13 protein-coding genes, 5 tRNA genes and 1 pseudogene are annotated in these 16,979 nt (G+C 41.2%); 10 read left to right on the top strand and 9 right to left on the bottom strand.

Translation table 11 applies throughout. The annotated features are described in order from the left end of the window. Positions 1-44: 44 nt before the first annotated feature. From QQK00_RS15650 to gltX, 5 genes are all read right to left on the bottom strand, one after another. Complete coding sequence (locus QQK00_RS15650; RefSeq protein WP_284218575.1) at positions 45-983, bottom strand: tRNA-dihydrouridine synthase; 939 nt, start codon at positions 981-983, stop codon at positions 45-47. A 268-nt stretch (positions 984-1,251) separates the two neighbouring features. Beyond that, positions 1,252-1,327 (bottom strand) — tRNA-Glu (locus tag QQK00_RS15645). A gap of 71 nt (positions 1,328-1,398) precedes the next feature. Continuing rightward, a tRNA-Glu gene (locus QQK00_RS15640) sits at positions 1,399-1,474 on the bottom strand. Between the two features lie 148 nt (positions 1,475-1,622). Further along, positions 1,623-1,698 (bottom strand) — tRNA-Ala (locus QQK00_RS15635). A gap of 112 nt (positions 1,699-1,810) precedes the next feature. Continuing rightward, positions 1,811-3,220: a glutamate--tRNA ligase gene (gene gltX, locus QQK00_RS15630; RefSeq protein WP_284218574.1), complete on the bottom strand. Its 1,410-nt coding sequence runs from the start codon at positions 3,218-3,220 to the stop codon at positions 1,811-1,813. A gap of 300 nt (positions 3,221-3,520) precedes the next feature. Here gltX and QQK00_RS15625 point away from each other — a divergent pair, with 300 nt between their 5' ends. The 3 genes from QQK00_RS15625 to QQK00_RS15615 all read left to right on the top strand — a co-directional run bounded on the left by QQK00_RS15625 (position 3,521) and on the right by QQK00_RS15615 (position 4,719). Continuing rightward, a complete protein-coding gene (locus tag QQK00_RS15625) occupies positions 3,521-4,339 on the top strand; it encodes a hypothetical protein (RefSeq protein WP_284218573.1) in 819 nt (272 codons plus the stop codon). Between the two features lie 189 nt (positions 4,340-4,528). Next, positions 4,529-4,604, top strand: a tRNA-Val gene (locus QQK00_RS15620). 39 nt (positions 4,605-4,643) lie between these two features. Next, positions 4,644-4,719 (top strand) — tRNA-Val (locus QQK00_RS15615). Between the two features lie 175 nt (positions 4,720-4,894). Here the strand turns inward: QQK00_RS15615 and QQK00_RS15610 are convergent. Together QQK00_RS15610 and QQK00_RS15605 are read right to left on the bottom strand one after the other, a co-directional pair. After that, positions 4,895-6,283: a tetratricopeptide repeat protein gene (locus QQK00_RS15610; protein ID WP_284218572.1), complete on the bottom strand. Its 1,389-nt coding sequence runs from the start codon at positions 6,281-6,283 to the stop codon at positions 4,895-4,897. Positions 6,284-6,716: 433 nt separating this feature from the next. Next, on the bottom strand, positions 6,717-7,034 hold the full coding sequence (locus QQK00_RS15605; RefSeq protein WP_284218570.1) for a winged helix-turn-helix transcriptional regulator: 318 nt from the start codon (positions 7,032-7,034) through the stop codon (positions 6,717-6,719). 116 nt (positions 7,035-7,150) lie between these two features. Between QQK00_RS15605 and QQK00_RS15600 the strand changes: the two genes are divergently transcribed. From QQK00_RS15600 to QQK00_RS15585, 4 genes and pseudogenes are all read left to right on the top strand, one after another. Next, positions 7,151-8,272 (top strand): oxidoreductase, encoded by a 1,122-nt coding sequence (locus tag QQK00_RS15600; protein ID WP_284218566.1) that lies wholly within the window; start codon positions 7,151-7,153, stop codon positions 8,270-8,272. A gap of 227 nt (positions 8,273-8,499) precedes the next feature. After that, positions 8,500-8,966: pseudogene (locus QQK00_RS15595) on the top strand (GTP-binding protein); the annotation flags it as partial. A 61-nt stretch (positions 8,967-9,027) separates the two neighbouring features. Next, the gene (locus tag QQK00_RS15590; protein WP_284218565.1) at positions 9,028-9,675 is read left to right on the top strand and encodes a DUF1826 domain-containing protein; all 648 of its coding nucleotides are present in this window, start codon (positions 9,028-9,030) and stop codon (positions 9,673-9,675) included. A gap of 133 nt (positions 9,676-9,808) precedes the next feature. Continuing rightward, positions 9,809-11,011 carry a glycoside hydrolase family 117 protein gene (locus tag QQK00_RS15585; RefSeq protein ID WP_284218564.1) on the top strand — a complete coding sequence of 401 codons (1,203 nt, stop codon included), beginning with the start codon at positions 9,809-9,811 and terminating at the stop codon, positions 11,009-11,011. Positions 11,012-11,063: 52 nt separating this feature from the next. On the opposite strand, the gene QQK00_RS15580 is transcribed toward QQK00_RS15585, so the two are convergent. Continuing rightward, the gene (locus tag QQK00_RS15580; protein WP_284218562.1) at positions 11,064-11,804 is read right to left on the bottom strand and encodes a substrate-binding periplasmic protein; all 741 of its coding nucleotides are present in this window, start codon (positions 11,802-11,804) and stop codon (positions 11,064-11,066) included. A gap of 276 nt (positions 11,805-12,080) precedes the next feature. Between QQK00_RS15580 and QQK00_RS15575 the strand changes: the two genes are divergently transcribed. Together QQK00_RS15575 and QQK00_RS15570 are read left to right on the top strand one after the other, a co-directional pair. Further along, positions 12,081-13,412, top strand: coding sequence for an endonuclease/exonuclease/phosphatase family protein (locus QQK00_RS15575; RefSeq protein ID WP_284218560.1), 1,332 nt, complete (start codon positions 12,081-12,083; stop codon positions 13,410-13,412). A 135-nt stretch (positions 13,413-13,547) separates the two neighbouring features. Further along, complete coding sequence (locus tag QQK00_RS15570) at positions 13,548-15,344, top strand: ABCB family ABC transporter ATP-binding protein/permease (RefSeq protein ID WP_284218559.1); 1,797 nt, start codon at positions 13,548-13,550, stop codon at positions 15,342-15,344. A 32-nt stretch (positions 15,345-15,376) separates the two neighbouring features. On the opposite strand, the gene QQK00_RS15565 is transcribed toward QQK00_RS15570, so the two are convergent. After that, the gene (locus tag QQK00_RS15565; RefSeq protein ID WP_284218557.1) at positions 15,377-16,201 is read right to left on the bottom strand and encodes a helix-turn-helix transcriptional regulator; all 825 of its coding nucleotides are present in this window, start codon (positions 16,199-16,201) and stop codon (positions 15,377-15,379) included. A 143-nt stretch (positions 16,202-16,344) separates the two neighbouring features. Here QQK00_RS15565 and QQK00_RS15560 point away from each other — a divergent pair, with 143 nt between their 5' ends. Next, the gene (locus QQK00_RS15560; RefSeq protein ID WP_284218556.1) at positions 16,345-16,824 is read left to right on the top strand and encodes a YHS domain-containing (seleno)protein; all 480 of its coding nucleotides are present in this window, start codon (positions 16,345-16,347) and stop codon (positions 16,822-16,824) included. The last annotated feature ends 155 nt before the right edge of the window (positions 16,825-16,979 follow it).

The following is a 16,979-nucleotide window of genomic DNA, read 5'->3' as shown; positions in this document are numbered from 1 at the left end:
CGTTTTGCGCAAGATGGATTTGCTAAGTTTCGTTTATATTCACTTTAAACACTCAACACCTTTACAATATCGTTAGCACTTTGTAGGCGATGTATATCGTTAAATAGTTGTTCAGCTTCAGGATACTGCCGCTTCATATAACCAAGCCACTGTTTGATTCTATTTGGATAGTATTTTCCCTTGTTTCCAAAAATTTCATAGCCAGAATAATCGATTAGTAACTGCTTTACCTCATGCCATTGCATAGGCGCTTGCCCATGTTTAATACATGCACCTAAGTTTGGTAATGCTAAGGCTCCCCTGCCCACCATTAAATGCGGCGTATTGGACTGCTGCTGACATGCCAAGGCATCACTTGCCGTCCAAATTTCACCATTGGCAATAATGGGAATATCGATGGCACCACGAATTTTTGCAATCCAATCCCAATACGCAGGAGGTTTATATCCTTCTACTTTTGTACGTGCATGCACCGTCAGTAAATTTGCACCTGCTTGCTGAATAGCATCAGCGTTTTCTAAGGCCAACGACTTGTCATCAAAGCCGAGACGAATTTTTGCACTTACGGTATGCTCTGCTGGCACTGCCTCACGCACAGCCGACACGATCTCATATAGTGTTTCAGGCGTTTTTAGCAGTACAGCCCCCCCTTTAGATTTGTTTACCGTTTTAGCGGGGCAACCAAAATTTAAATCTATCCCTGGTGAGCCTAAATCGACAGCACGAGCGGCATTTTCCGCTAACCACTGCGGATGTTGCCCCAGCAATTGTACGCGCACTGGTATACCCGATGGGGTTTTTGCATTGTTGTGCAATTCTGGACAAATTCTGTAATAGCTTTTCGCCGGTAATAGTTGTTCGACAACACGCACAAACTCAGTAATACAATAATCAAAACCGCCTAAACGTGTAAGCATATCTCGCATGAGATGGTCGACAACACCTTCCATTGGTGCAAGGTATACTTGAGGGGCTGAAAACATTCGTTAGTCTTATATTAGTGAGCGGCTAAATAGGCCAAAACATCTATAGATGAGTCAGCGTGGTGCGCGATTATAAAGAACTCCCATAGCGCTTGTAAATTAATAAAATATTTACACTGGAAAAGACGGACAACTCATATTTATGACACTGAAAAATGTAATACAGACTGAAAACTTAACTAGGAGGTGTATCTTAATAGTAGTTTTAATTGGCCTTCTTATATAACAGGCATAAAAAAACCACCGTAAAGGTGGTTTTCTCATTTTATGGCGTCCCATAGGGGATTCGAACCCCTGTTACCGCCGTGAAAGGGCGGTGTCCTAGGCCTCTAGACGAATGGGACATCAATTTTTTTTGCAAACCGTAGCTTGCGTCACCACACACAATACAGGCCTAGTGTAAGTGTGCTGAATATGGCGTCCCATAGGGGATTCGAACCCCTGTTACCGCCGTGAAAGGGCGGTGTCCTAGGCCTCTAGACGAATGGGACAAAAATCTTTTACGTAAAACGGCTAGCGTTTTAGACTTTTGCAATATCAATTAACTTATTAGTCGCTAAAGGGCCTAGTCTTTAGGTAGCCTATACAGGCAAATTAATTGATTTTACGGCTATCACGCAGTCTGTAAATCAGACATTGTGGTGGAGCTAGACGGGATCGAACCGTCGACCTCTTGCATGCCATGCAAGCGCTCTCCCAGCTGAGCTATAGCCCCAGTCTCTGGAGCTGTTAATTAACAATGTATAATCTGCATCGTCAATATTGCTACAGTTCCGTGACAGCGGGGCGCATTCTAGGCATCCGGCCGATTTATGTCAACGGTTTTTTTAAGAATTTTCGCGATTTTCAACAAATTCAATCGCTTTGTTTATTCTTTCAACAACTTTTGATTGCTCAATCAACACAAGGGTTACATCCAATGAAGGCGAGTTGCCAGCGCCAGTAACAGCAACACGCAAAGGCATACCTACTTTCCCCATACCAACACCCAACTCTTCTGCCGTTTGATTAATCGCTTGTTGAATATTTTTTGCTGTCCATTCTGACAAGTCAGCCAATTTATTGCCTACCGCGACCAAGTTTTCTTTTATTACTGGACGAAGGTGTTTTTTTGCGGCATTCGCATCAAATGTTTCAAAGTCTTGATAAAAATAACAGCTAATGTCGGCTAACTCTTTTAAGGTTGCCACGCGTTCGGCTTGCACTTCAATTACCTTACTTAGTTCAGGGCCGCCAGATATGTCTATGCCCTGTTGGTCAAAATGCCAACGAGCATGTTCTGCCACGTCTTCACTGGGTAATGTTTTAATATAATGCTGATTTAGCCAAATGAGTTTTTCTGTATTAAAAGCACTTGCGGATTTGCTGATGTTATCCAAACTAAATAACGCAATCATTTCATCTACACTGAATACTTCCTGATCACCATGTGACCACCCTAGCCTAACTAAATAGTTTAAAACGGCTTGAGGTAAATATCCGTCATCACGATATTGCATTACACTAACGGCGCCATGACGCTTAGAGAGCTTTTTACCATCGTCACCTAAAATCATAGATACATGCGCGTATTCAGGGATTGGCGCACCTAAGGCCTTCAAAATGTTTATTTGTCGAGGCGTGTTGTTTATATGGTCTTCACCACGCACTACGTGCGTAATACCCATTTCCCAATCGTCAATTACTACACAGAAATTGTATGTCGGCGCACCGTCAGTTCTGCGAATAATGAGGTCGTCTAACTCCTCATTCGCAATACGAATTTCACCGCGCACGTGATCAGTAAAGACAACATAACCGTCTTTTGGGTTTTTAAAGCGAATAACATAGGGCTGATCACTTGGGTGATCTGTACGATCGCGCCAAGTCCCTGGGTAACGAGGTTTTTCGCCGTTTTTTTCTTGCTCTTCACGAATAGCATCTAGCTCTTCTACCGTCATGAAACACTTGTACGCCAAACCGTTGTCAAGCAGCACATCGATAAAATGGTTGTATCTGTCAAAGCGTTGAGTTTGGTAAAAAGGCCCTTGGTCATGTTCAAGCCCTAACCAAGTCATACCATCTATAATTGCTTGCTTCGCGGCATCAGTTGAACGCTCTAAATCCGTATCTTCAATACGTAAGACAAATTTCCCACCTTGGCTTTTTGCATATAACCAAGAATACAGTGCGGTTCTAGCACCGCCTACATGAAGATAGCCCGTTGGACTGGGCGCAAATCGAGTAACTACAGACATTTATTTTTCCGTTTCTAAAATATTACGCGCATTTTACCTGTTTGTTGATGCTTTCTAAAGCAGTATCAACTACAAAAAATTGATACTTAGCTTTTAAAAAGCGTCTTTTTACCTCAGATAAATCAATAGTAAGAGATGCATGACTGCTTTACCCAAAATATTGGTAAGCTGCGTCAATAATTTTTACAGTTACCGTTTTTACAAAATTTAAGCTATTGAAATTTCATTGATTACTATGTGGTTCACTTATTGCTAGGCAGCGATTTAGTTTTAAGGAAGTAGTAAAAATGGAAAACTAATATGAAAATAAAACAATTAAAAAAATACATTGGGCTGGCGACACTTTTATCAATTTCGGCCACTCACGCCTCTATAATCGACGTAAGTATATCTGGGGTAAGTGTATACTTCGATAGCAACTCCGATAGCGACTTCGATAGCACCTATGGTACTGAGAATCGTCGAGTTAGAGCAGAAATATATGGCGATAACTATGACGGTGTAGTAGACGGCGATATTTCTGGCAATTTCACGCTAATTAACATTGTTGATTTCGATGGGCGAATCTACAGCAGTTACAAACAAACTTTTAACGTAACGAATAACACAGGTACTCGACAGGATTATGCATTTAATTTTAGTCTGCTAGACGCTTACCTTTTCGCAGAGTGTGACGCGGTACTTTTAGCTTGCGAAGATATCGATGTTAGAACTTCGTTTGTAACTCAAATATCGCTAAATAGAGATGTTATATGGGATGCACAAGCTCACTTATCCTTTAATCCTCACTCAGGCGTCAACACATCTTCTACTGGAGGGCTAGAGACCACATATAACCCAACTTATCGGTCTTTAGTAACATCGCCATTTTCTTCTACCATAGAATTAGGTAGCTTAGGCATCGGTGAAACATTTGAACTTATTTATTCAGTTAGCTCACTAACTATCGCATATACTTTGGACTCATACGCGGGAACAGTATACAACGATATAGGCGCACGTGGAATTAACAATGTTGTTCAACAATTACAATCATCTACTTCAGTGAATAGCCCAGTCATCAATTCATTATTTTTGTGTTCGACCATTTGTTTAATATGGAAAAGAAAGCGTAAATAAACGACTCAAATGCCCCCTCAGCAATGCGTATTAGTATGATGGGGAATTTTGAATCTTGTTGATGTTTTTTGTTCATGTAGATGTTTTTTTGTTCATCCGGATGTTTTTTTTAACTTTATTATTGACACCGCAACGTTCAACTCTATAATACGCCTCCACTTGCTAACGACAACTCGTTTGCGAGATGATGGACGCTTAGCTCAGTTGGGAGAGCATCGCCCTTACAAGGCGAGGGTCACTGGTTCAAGCCCAGTAGCGTCCACCACTTTTTAATTTATATCTTTGCAATCGCAAAAAACAATATGGACGCTTAGCTCAGTTGGGAGAGCATCGCCCTTACAAGGCGAGGGTCACTGGTTCAAGCCCAGTAGCGTCCACCATTTCACTATCTACTTGATTCTATTAAAAAATTCCCTTGGCTTCAATTTCTTGAATTTAGAAAGCGCTTTAATCATTTGAAATAGTTAAATTTTTTGGTTCAAGTCCATGACGGTATTAAATTACACTTCCACACCCAAGCGCGTCTACTCACATATAAAAAATTATTGCGTCTCTTTAATTAGAAATTAAGCTGGCTTTTGCTCTCTCCAGATTACTTCGCACTACTTTGGTGTTGGGGTGGTTATCACCTAGCACCTTCGTTAATACAGATAGCGCCTGCTCATAGTATCCAATCGCTTTCTCATATTGACCCAGCGATTTATACGCCAAGCCCAAGTTACTGCGCGTTATGGCAACACTAGGATGGCCTTCACCATAGGTCTTTAAACCCGATGATAGGGCCTGCTCATAGTATCCAATCGCTTTCTCATATTGACCCAGCGATTTATACGCCGAGCCCAAGTTATTGCGCCTTGTGGCAACACTGGGATGGCCTTCACTATAGGTCTTCAAATCAGAGGCCAGTGCCTGCTCATAGTATCCAATCGCTTTCTCATATTGACCCAGTGAACCATACGCCAAGCCCAAGTTATTGCGCGTTATGGCAACACTGTGATGGCCTTCACTATAGGTTTTCAAATCAGAGGCCAGTGCCTGCTCATAGTATCCAATCGCTTTCTCATATTGACCCAGCGATTTATACGCCAAGCCCAAGTTATTGCGCCTTGTGGCAACACTAGGATGGCCTTCACTATAGGTTTTCAAATCAGAGGCCAGTGCCTGTTTATAGTAGGTAATCGCTTTAGCATAATTCGCTAAAGTATAATTTATAAGCCCTGCTTTATTTAGGTGGGTTGAATTTTGGTCTTCCAGAAAGGCCGCCTTTTCAAAGGCAATTTTAGCTTCTTCATATTTTAATTTTAGCTCTTTGATTTGCCCTTGCTGATAATAAGAATCTGCAAGCTTTTGCTCTTGGTTCGTGACATAGCTATCAGCAACTTGCTCTGCTTTGTCTAACTCACCTTCCAGAATGAGTGATTTAATCTCATCATTCACGCCATTATCTTGCAACAACTCAGTGATACGTTTTTCGTACTCTGCGACTTTGCTTTGTAAATCGATATTCGACAGATTCTTGACATCAATTTGCTCAAGCAAGGCATTAAGTATTTTTTGATTTGCCTCTTTGTCTTGCTTTAAAGCGTTGAACTGTTTTAGTAAAATTTGGTATTGCTCATCGGGTAAACCCGTTATCTGATTGATTTCAACGTTGACGGTGCCATCTTGATTATTTTGAACACCAATTGAGTTCTCATTATTGATTTGTACTGCCTGGCTTGGTTTGTCAGTTGAAAGAGAGACAATTAAAGTCAAAGCACCTGCTACAATTGGACCGCCTGCGCCGACCCAAAGCTTGTTTTTGGCCCACCATGATTGCGGATGTACTGAACCTTCCGTTGTTTTATTTTGCGGTAAATGCAAGCGGCAGTATCCCGAGGCCAATGCCTTATTCTTGCATCTGCCCCCCGTTTTTGTGGTCGATATACATTGGTTATTGTCCACACACCTGTCTCTAATTCATGGATACTATTGACATAACTAATGTACAAGCTGCTCAAATAACATTCAAGCGAGCATTTTATTTCACTAACTCCACTATCAACGATAGTGTATTTCAGGAGGAACACTGACTGATTAGCCTACTAAATAGACAATTCACCTATTTCAGTCGTAAATACCTAATGATAAACTTGCAATCTTAAATCTCAGACTTTATCATTCTCGCCGTTGAATAAACGTCTGGACATTCTTGCTCCAGATAGGTGTTCCATTCGGCTAAAATATCGAACAATTGGTTCAATCTTTTTCCAGAATAGTCCACCACCTCATAATTTATTTATTGCCAATCAGCATCACTACACTCTTTTTGTATTAACAGCTCAACTTATTGTCACGTTTCTTCGTTGTCATTACAAAACAAGTAAACTTAACACCGCTAGCTTTTTAAATAACCCTGCCCCCATTTCTCCAATTCACGAATAACAGGTTTGAGGGTCTTTCCTAATTTTGTTAAAGAATACTCTACTTTGGGAGGAACTTGAGGATAAACTTTGCGGTGAACAATTCCATGGGCTTCCAAATCACGAAGTTGCTTAGTTAACATTCGTTGTGTGATACCCGGAATTAGCCTGGTCAACTCATTAAAACGCCTGATGTCGGAACATAAATAATACAAAATCATCCCCTTCCATTTACCTCCAATTAAATCAAGCGCCGTTTCCGTTGGACAAGCATCTTTATTCGATTTTGACATTTACTCATCTTTCCACAGTATACTTTTTGTATGTATAGCACATAAATGTGCATTCTTACAAAAAAGGATATGTTCATTTAGACTCCTCTTGAAATCAAAACGCTAGAGGTTTAAAAATGCTGAAAGAAAATGTTGTATTAGAAAGTGTCATGCTTGATCAATTGCCCCTTAAAAATAGAGTAGTCGTTGCCCCCATGACTCGTGTCAGCACAAAAGGCGATGGCATACCGACAAAAACAATGGAAGAATATTATCGTCGTTATGCTGAAGGAGGCTTTGGATTGATTATCGCAGAAGGTACATATACTGATCGCTCTTTCTCTCAGGCATATCCTAATCAACCTGGAATTACTAATGAACAACAACAAAAAGGATGGGAACATATAGTTCACTCCACACATGAAGCCGGAGGAAAAATCATTCTACAGCTGATGCATGCTGGCGCTTTATCTCAGCATTTATCAAATACAAGGAGTGCTTCTTGCGTTCAACCGATTAGGCATATGCTTGAGGGATACAGTGAAAAGCAAGGTAGCTTTCCGCTCCCTCAGGCGATGAACTTGTCTGAAATTGACGACGTCATCACTGGCTTTTCTGATTCAGCTATACGGGCAAAAGAAGCTGGATTTGACGGGGTTGAAATTCATGCAGCCAACGGTTATCTGCTTGACCAATTTCTCACTGACTACACAAATACTCGCGAAGACCAATATGGTGGCTCTCTAAAAAATAGATGCCGACTGACGACAGAGATTGTCTCTTCTATTAAACGTTTAGCCTTCAATAATTTTATTGTGGGTGTGCGTGTATCACAAGGAAAGGTAAATGACTTTGACTACACTTGGCCTAATGGTTTGCTCGATGGGAAATTAATCTTCAACTCTCTAAAAGAGGCCGGCGCTGATTACATCCATTTTGCCAGTGAAGGGAAAGGCTTTGACCATGGGTGTCTTACCAAAAATGGAGAGAGCCTACCAAAATTGGCAAGAGAAGTCACAGGCCTAAAAGTCATTGCAAATGGTGGACTAGATAACGTAAAAGAAGCCACCCGCATTATTGAAGAAGGACATGCAGATTTAGTTGCACTCGGCACAGGCGCTTTAGCCAACCCTGACTGGCCTATTAAACTCAAAAATATGAAAAAAATATTACCCTTTAATCCTGATATGTTTTCGTTAGGCGTATCTATTGAAGACCAGTTTAATTGGGAAAATAAAAATGAAACGGCTGGACTATAACTATATCTGACAGGTCTGTAGTTCGCTACCCCAAATTATTCTGGATATATCTTTGAGCAATTTTGCTTCAGATTGGTGTTCTATTTTGTTGATACGCGGAACCAATAATTCAAGCGTTCATCAAAGTAGTTCATCACATTTTATACGTTATTTATTCAATTGGTTTGCTATTCCCCATCAACAAATGATACGTTATAACATAATTAAAAATAAAATTTATCTTCAACATGCCAAACACACCTTTACTTCCAGTCACCGTATTATCAGGGTTTCTAGGCGCTGGTAAAACAACTGTTTTAAATCACATATTAAACAACAGAGACGGACTCAAAGTGGCTGTCATCGTCAATGATATGAGTGAAATTAATATTGATGCAGCAACAGTAAAAAATGAAATTAGCTTCAATCGCTCAGAAGAAAAGCTGGTGGAAATGAGCAATGGCTGTATTTGTTGTACTTGAGGGAATACTTGTTAGACGAAATTAGTCGATTGGCGAAAGATGGCAAGTATGACTATTTGGTTATTGAGTCAACTGGCATTTCTGAGCCGTTACCTGTCGCAGAAACCTTTACGTTTGCAGATGAGGATGGTGTAAGTCTTTCGAATGTCGCAGCGCTTGATACTATGGTTACGGTGGTCGATGCACTTAATTTCTTAAAAGATTGTGACGAAGCTAAGCAACTGCAAGACGTCCTAAAAGGTAAAGAAATGTGGGCCAAATTACCTGATCCTTTTCCGTCATGGGAGCATTGATATGCAACTAAAAGAAAAACAAACATTATCCTCTTGGAGTAAAGGTGCGTCGCCTTTGATATTGAGCGACATTTTTTCAAACAATGTCAGTGTTACCGTTTGGCATCGAAAAATTGATACGACAATCAGCCAATATTTCGACAAGGCGTTCGAATCCTTAGGCTTGGGCGTGCGAGGCGTGTTTTCTATGGATTCGTTAAAACAGGAACTCAGCAAGACCCTACCCGAATACGAAGGTAAACGGGAATCAATAGATGACATTTACTTATTGTCGGATATGCTTACCTGCCTTTTTGATTGCGATACCGTGGGGTTACGTATTGCTCCACTTACCACCGCCATGTGCCCAAGCTTTCACGCAGACAACATTCCTGTTCGTTTAGTCAACACCTACCTTGGCTCAGGCACTCAGTGGCTCCCGTTAGAGTGCTTGCATGAACACCCGCCAAGCGACGAAAATGGTGTTATCACCAAGACAAATTTTGGTCTACATTACAACAAACAACACATTCAACAAATGAATACCTTTGATGTCGGCCTGTTAAAAGGGAAAGCGTGGCACAAACAGAATGATATAGCTGCCGTGCATCGATCTTGCCAGTTAGCAGAGAACGAGAAGCGCGTACTATTGACTCTTGATCCTATGTAAATGTTATTGCTTTTAAAAACGCGTACGTTTGCTCACCTTTTGCAAACAATCAGAATAATTTGCAAAGTCCATATCACGATGATAGCGTTCAAAACCAAGCTCGGTAATTTTCCCTATCGTTATGTCTATCGTTATGATTAAACTAATAAAAATATTTACATTGTCCGTCGTAGGCCTGCTTTGTGCCTGTTCATCCTACGAAAATGTAGGCGAAAAATCGCCGACTAAATACACCCAAGCAGACTATGACTATTTGGCAATTACCGATCCTAAACATATGAGTTTGGCATCCAAGCGCGCTTTAGCGCGCAACTACCATAAATATGAGGAATGGTTTGGACGTTTTACGGTATACAATTTAGGCGGTGATTTTGCTTACGAAGAGGGCGTTATTCGCCGAGATCCCTCTCGCGTATTGCTCATTAATGACATGTATTACACATGGTACACGCGCTCAACTGGTGAAACCAAAGGATTTGGCACAGGGGACCCCGAGGCTAAAGTATTTCCTTGGGATAAATCTGAAATATGGTATGCCACATCTAAAGATGGTTGGGTTTGGGATGAAAAAGGCCCAGCAGTTGTTCGCGGAGAAACCGGCCGATATGATGACCGCAGTGTTTTTACACCCGAAATACTTGCCCACGACGGTAAATACTATTTGGTCTACCAGGCCATCAAAGCGCCATACAATGACCGAGCAAAAAATACTGTCGGCATGGCTGTCGCTGAAACCCCTGACGGGCCTTGGAAAGTGCTTGATGCTCCAATTTTGACGCCAGCCGCTAACGGAGAATGGTTAGGAGAAGAAGACAACCGGTTTGCTGTCATCAAGCAAGGAGACTTTGACAGTCATAAAGTGCATGATCCAACGTTGATGTTTTACAAAGGCCAATTTTATTTGTATTACAAGGGCGAACGTATGGGTGAGCGCTTAACCTCAGGTGGTCGAGAGATACGCTGGGGCGTGGCAATTTCTGACAAGCCAGAAGGCCCATATAAAAAGTCACGCGCAAATCCAATTACACAAAGTGGTCACGAAATTTGTATTTGGCAGCATAAACACGGCATGGTGATGATCTCTACTGATGATGGTCCCGAAGCGGGTACTGTCCAATGGTCTGACGATGGGATTAACTTTGATATTCGAGCTTACATCGCTAAAACCCCCGACGCCATGGGGTTAGTAGATTCATTGGATAGCGAGGCGCACCCGATGGCTGCGCTCGAATGGGGCTTGTCACATGAATATATAGTAGCGCCCGATCAACCGTGGTGGTCTGGTGGTAATGCCATCCAGCGATTCGAATTTAATGCCGTTAATGTACATGATTAGTAAACAGTTTGTCTTTAGTTACCGGCGACGTTAATGTGATCAAGGTTTAATGCTATTGAACCTTTCCTATGTATTTTTCAATGACGAGAAGATGTCGCCCTTGTTCAGTGTATTCAGCTAATTTAGCATTGAAACGGTCTCTTAACTTCTTATCATGAAACCCAACCCCCGCCTTTACTGGCGGAATAACCGAATGCGTTTGAAAGAGTGACGCATCTCGATTTTTGTCCTTCAAACGATAGAAATAGTAAAAAATATAATAATCTACAACGACGACTGAATAACGCCCTCGTTTGAGCAAGTCAGGAAATATCCCCATGTCATAATGCTCTTTATAGACTGTATTTTTAGATACCTTGACAAAATCAGAACCAAAGTACCCTTTTGCACCTTGAAAGGTGACAACCCGATGCCCAATCAAGTCCAAAATATGCCCTATCTTGTGATTTTCATGTTTCAAAGTAAACACGGTGGGACGATAGTCGACAATAGGCTTAGAAACATAGAATCCCTCTCGATCTTTTTCAAAAAATGTAGGGGTCACAGCATCCACATTGCCAAGTTCAACATCGCTTTTCCCCCTTGCTAAACTGGAAAAACGTACTGACACGTCGTAACCTAAAGCCTGTAAAATTTCTCGCGTAATATCTATGTCAATGCCACTACTACTTTCCTTAATCATATGTGGAGGTCCGTCATCGCTAGAGAGAACAAGCGTTTTTGCTTCCGCCAGCCCCCAAAAGCCAAGCATCAGAAAAAAGGAAAAACACTTTCCGATTACATATGTCTTCACCACAGCTCCAAAAATTAATACGCGTAATTAAACAAGTTGTTATAGCATGTACGATAACTGTATTTGGTATTTTCAATACGTATCGGCTGATAACAAAGATTCAAAAGTTGAACATAGTGTGGCTAGATGTTTATTTGATACACATGGCTTTTATATATGTACATTGACTAAACCATGCTAGGGTAAACCTTTACTTATTAATATCTATGTAATGTCCATCGCATGATAAGAATTCTCAGTATATGCCTATTCGCTATTTTGTTTCTAAGTGCCTGCGTGCAACCATCTGTAACGCAGACGAACGAAACAACACATGTAAAATTTGCCACATTCAATGTTTCATTTGCTCACGATGGCGATCCATCGGAACACTTTGAACAATGGGTAATGTTCATGAACATACCTTATGTTGAACAAGAAAAAGTGATTCAAAAATGGAAACACAAACAGGTAAATGCGCAAGAAAAAAAACTTGCCGAGCGAATAATACAAATTAGAAATATCGCTGCAATTATACAACGCGTGCGACCAGACATTTTGTTGCTGAACGAATTTAACAACGACGGTAACGGCGAAGATTACAGAGCACTCCATGGGTTTCAAAAACACTATTTAGATATAGGGCAGCATATAAACAGTATTGATGGAGGCGAAAAGCTAGCGCCAATTCACTATCCCTACAAACAAAGTTATGCGACAAATACAGGATTACCTTCTGGCTTGGATTTAGCGAACAATGGCTATGACCCCACAGACCCAAATGACGCCTTTGGTTTCGGCTTTTACCATGGACATTACGCATTTGCGTTATTGTCGAAACACCAAATCAACACCGAGAAAACACGCACATTCCAGACCTTCAAGCGCAAAGATTTACCCAACGCAATGATCCCCATCGTAAATGTTTGCTCGAATGAAAAACCGCTGCCCAAAGGGTTAGCCTGTGGAGATAATTGGTTTAGTCAACACGAATGGGAAAACATTAGGCTATCGTCGAAAAATCACGTAGACGTGCCGATTACCATTGCAACAAACGCGGGAGAAAATACCATTCACCTTTTGTTATCTCACCCTACTCCACCCGCATTTGACAGCGTTAGCGATAACAATAAATACCGTAATAGCGAAGAGAATGATTTTTGGCGGTATTACATTAGTAACGACGGTAATTTATATGACGATAACGGTATCTATGGTGGGCTCAACAGCGCCAATTTTGTCATCATGGGTGATTTAAATGCAGATACCACATGGGGAACAACAACAGACAAACGATTTAATGGTATCCAACGATTAATGAACCATCCGCTTGTGAATCAAGCGCTTGTTAAGCCTGAGGGTAAATTTGTACCTACGTCTGAAGGCGGTGCTCAAGAACCCAACCGACGGAATCATCCGTATCCAGCAATACGTACAGCCACTTTTGGCACGCGTGCTGATTATGCTGTTTCGTCAGCAACGTTGTCAGTGGTAGATTCGGGTGTGTACTGGCAAGCCGCCGGTCAAGATGGAAGGCGACTATTTAACGACGAGCGCATTGGTAAACGAGGTGCTGATAAAGAGGTATCATCAGACCATCGTCTTGTCTGGGTTACAATCGAATTGTAACACGTGTTTGAACATTAACGACTTCTCCCGGCAGCTACTAATTTCAGTTCCAACAGCTGCGTCACTTATCCTTTATGTAAATAGACATAAGCCTTATACTATTGAGCAATGTAAAAAATACCTAAACGGACCATCTTGCGCCCCACTCGATTCCCCCTCAACGAAAACACGCGGTTTAATTGGAAAATTGTTACCAAACTCTGGCCGTATTTGACCGAGTTTAAATCTCGCGTGTGGTTGGCGATGTCATGCTTGATTGCGGCCAAATTGGCGAGTATTACTTTACCATTTATTCTTAAACACATTGTAGACAACCTAAATATTGATGATGCAATGGCGCAAGCGATGTCTGCGATTATTGGCCTAATTGTGGCTTATGGTGCACTTAGATTAGCAAATGTCTTATTCGGTGAAATACGCGATACCTTATTTGGCAGAGTAACTGAACGCGCCATGCGCCGACTAGGGTTGACGGTATTCCAACACCTTCATAAACTCGAATTAGAATTTCACTTATCTAGGCAAACGGGTGGTTTGTCGCGCGACATTGAGCGCGGTGTTAGTGGCATCAGCTTCTTAATGCGTTTCATGGTATTTAATATTGGCCCCACACTACTCGAACTAGCCATGGTTGTTGGCGTATTACTCTACAACTACGGTTTCACCTTTGCGGGAATTATTCTTACTTCTGTTGTCTCGTACGTGTGGTTTTCTATAAAGGCTACCGATTGGCGAACCAAATATGTCAAAGCGCAGAATATGGCTGACAATGCCTCTAGTACCCGCGCAATTGATAGTTTACTTAATTTTGAAACCGTTCGATATTTTGGAAACGAAGCCTTTGAAGCTAAACGATACGACCAAGGTTTAGCAGATTGGGAACAAGCCAGACGTAAAAATCGCTTATCTTTGTTTGCACTAAACGGCGGTCAAGCATTTATCATTGCACTAGCGATGACCTCAATGTTAGGTATGGCGGCTTACGAAGTGGCAAAAGGCAATATGACCATTGGCGACTTTGTACTTGTAAACGCATTTACAATGCAGATATTCATGCCGCTCAATTTTTTAGGTTTTGTGTACAGAGAAATACGCGGGTCGCTAGCAAATATAGAAAATTTATTTGAATTACTCGATCGTCGACCAAAAATTGCAGACACAGAAAATGCGCAAACACTCAAACTCAAGCAAGCCGAAATTACATTTTCTGACGTGTCATTTGCTTATACGCCAGAGCGACAAATACTGAAAAAAGTGAATCTGCACATCCGGTCAGGGCAAAAAGTAGCTGTTGTCGGTGAAAGCGGTTCCGGTAAGTCAACCTTGGTAAAACTCTTGTTTAGGTTTTATGAGTCGCAAGGCGGTAGCATTACTATTGATGGGCAAAATATACAACACGTCACGCAAGACAGTCTGCGAAATGCCATCGCCATAGTGCCTCAAGATACAGTATTGTTTAACGACACACTTTATGAAAATATTAAATATGGTCGCCCTGGCGCGACAAACGAAGATATTCAGCAAGCAATATCCCTCGCGCATCTTAGCGAATTTATAGATAAATTACCTAACGGCCTCGAAACACCCGTAGGTGAACGCGGTTTAAAACTTTCTGGCGGCGAAAAACAACGAGTAGCAATTGCCAGAGCGGTGTTAAAACAATCGCCAATTTTAGTATTTGATGAAGCGACCAGTTCTTTAGATTCGCAATCTGAAACCGCTATTCTTGACGCCTTAAAATCGGTAGCAAAGGGCCATACAAGCTTAGTCATTGCACATCGTTTGTCGACCATTGTCGATGCCGATACTATCGTGGTAATGCATCAGGGCAGCATTGTAGAACAAGGAACACACGAAACCTTGTTAGCTCAGAAGGGAAAATATTTTGATCTATGGATAAATCAACATAAACAAGAAAATACTAATACATGAGTGTGTTAGCCACTGAATTGCCTGTTGTTGAGTTACATGTTATCTAATTGAAACTGCTTAGGCGACACACCAAGTACTTTTTTGAATACCCTAGCCATTGCTGAACTGTTCTCATAGCCTATGGCTTCTGACACTTCACTCACCGCTAAACCGTTTTTCAATAGACTACGTGCCAGTATCATTCGCCAATCAAGCATATAGCTAGCCGGCGTTTGTCCAATTACCTGTTTAAACGATGCCGCAAACTTTGCACGAGACATAAAAGCTTCAGCAGCCAAGGTGTCCACAGTCCAATTTTCAGCAGGCCTTGTGTGTATTGCCACAATTGCGTTCGCCAATTTAGAATCTGCCAAACCAGCCATTAGACCGGTGGTAATTAATTTATTCATTAAACATACCCGCAATATTTCTATCAAGAACAAATCAAGCCATCGGTTAATTGCCGTTACACGTCCATATTCGTCACTAAATGCCTCATCAAACAAGGCATCACATATTTTAGGGAACTTTGGGTATGACTCCATACTCAGCACTAATTCTGGCGGCAATGCCTTTGCAATTGGATTGGTACTAAGTTCGTTATATTCTAGCGTAGCGCACACAATATCTGCCCCTGTGAGTGGGTCAGGTACAAATCGGTGCTTTTCGCCTCGAGGGAAAAATATCACCGTCGGTTTATTTACACGCTGGCGGCTACCGCTTTTACTGATCAAATCCAACGCCCCTGACTTTAAGATGTGCAAATGTCCTCGTTGACCGTTCTCTTCTGTAAAATCATGTAAATTGCAAAGATTTCCGGTAAAAAATACATCTGCTCGCACACCAAATGTTTGTAACACTAACGATAATGGATCCATAAACCACCAAATAATACTATCTGCATACTTTTATAGACTAATTGCGCCTTTTTGTACAGATAAACACGTATCTTATATCAGGTATTAAGTAAGCGCATTTACAACAATGCGTATCAGACAAACCAATTTAAGGATACATAAAGATGACTTTCACAAATATTTTAAAAGCAGCGGCAGTGGCCTCCACACTAACACTAAGTACTTTTGTTTTTGCAGCCGATATCGACATGAATGCTGACGCAAACGACGTAGCGATAAAAGGGTATGATACGGTAGCTTACTTTACTAAAGGAAAAGCAGTAGAAGGTAGTAGCCAATTTACCGCTACTTACAAAAATGCAATCTATCAGTTTTCTTCTGCGGCGCACCGTGACTTGTTTAAAAGCAATCCAGAAAAATATGCGCCTCAATATGGCGGCTTCTGTGCGTTTGGTGTAACCATGGAGCGTAAGTTTGATACCGACCCACAAGCATTTAAAATCGTGGACAATAAGCTTTATCTAAACTTGAATGACAAAGTACAACAACGCTGGTTAAGCGATACCTCGGGTTTTATCGATAGTGCAAATGGTTTATGGGGAGACATAAAAACCAAGACTGATGCTGAGTTAGAGGCAGAATAAACCTTTCGATGCTTTTACATTATACTTTTACCTTGTTTGGTAAAAGTATAATGAATACACACTAGTAGCATAGCGATATGCTACTTTTTATTGTTTTCTATCCATAACTGTCACTAGTGAGTATAGTAACTTAGGACGTATTGATCATAAGTGTA

Source organism: Agaribacter marinus (assembly GCF_030160655.1).
Taxonomy (GTDB): domain Bacteria; phylum Pseudomonadota; class Gammaproteobacteria; order Enterobacterales; family Alteromonadaceae; genus Glaciecola; species Glaciecola marina.
The sequence above is the reverse complement of the archived record's forward strand: the minus strand, read 5'-3'. Positions and strand labels throughout refer to the sequence as shown.

Excerpts from the sequence above, each read along its gene's own strand:
- QQK00_RS15650 (WP_284218575.1), bottom strand. The coding sequence starts at position 983 with ATGTTTTCAGCCCCTCAAGTATACCTTGCACCAATGGAAGGTGTTGTC.
- QQK00_RS15625 (WP_284218573.1), top strand. The coding sequence starts at position 3,521 with ATGAAAATAAAACAATTAAAAAAATACATTGGGCTGGCGACACTTTTA.
- QQK00_RS15560 (WP_284218556.1), top strand. The coding sequence starts at position 16,345 with ATGACTTTCACAAATATTTTAAAAGCAGCGGCAGTGGCCTCCACACTA.
- QQK00_RS15590 (WP_284218565.1), top strand. The coding sequence starts at position 9,028 with ATGCAACTAAAAGAAAAACAAACATTATCCTCTTGGAGTAAAGGTGCG.
- QQK00_RS15605 (WP_284218570.1), bottom strand. The coding sequence starts at position 7,034 with ATGTCAAAATCGAATAAAGATGCTTGTCCAACGGAAACGGCGCTTGAT.
- QQK00_RS15565 (WP_284218557.1), bottom strand. The coding sequence starts at position 16,201 with ATGGATCCATTATCGTTAGTGTTACAAACATTTGGTGTGCGAGCAGAT.
- QQK00_RS15585 (WP_284218564.1), top strand. The coding sequence starts at position 9,809 with ATGATTAAACTAATAAAAATATTTACATTGTCCGTCGTAGGCCTGCTT.
- gltX (WP_284218574.1), bottom strand. The coding sequence starts at position 3,220 with ATGTCTGTAGTTACTCGATTTGCGCCCAGTCCAACGGGCTATCTTCAT.
- QQK00_RS15600 (WP_284218566.1), top strand. The coding sequence starts at position 7,151 with ATGCTGAAAGAAAATGTTGTATTAGAAAGTGTCATGCTTGATCAATTG.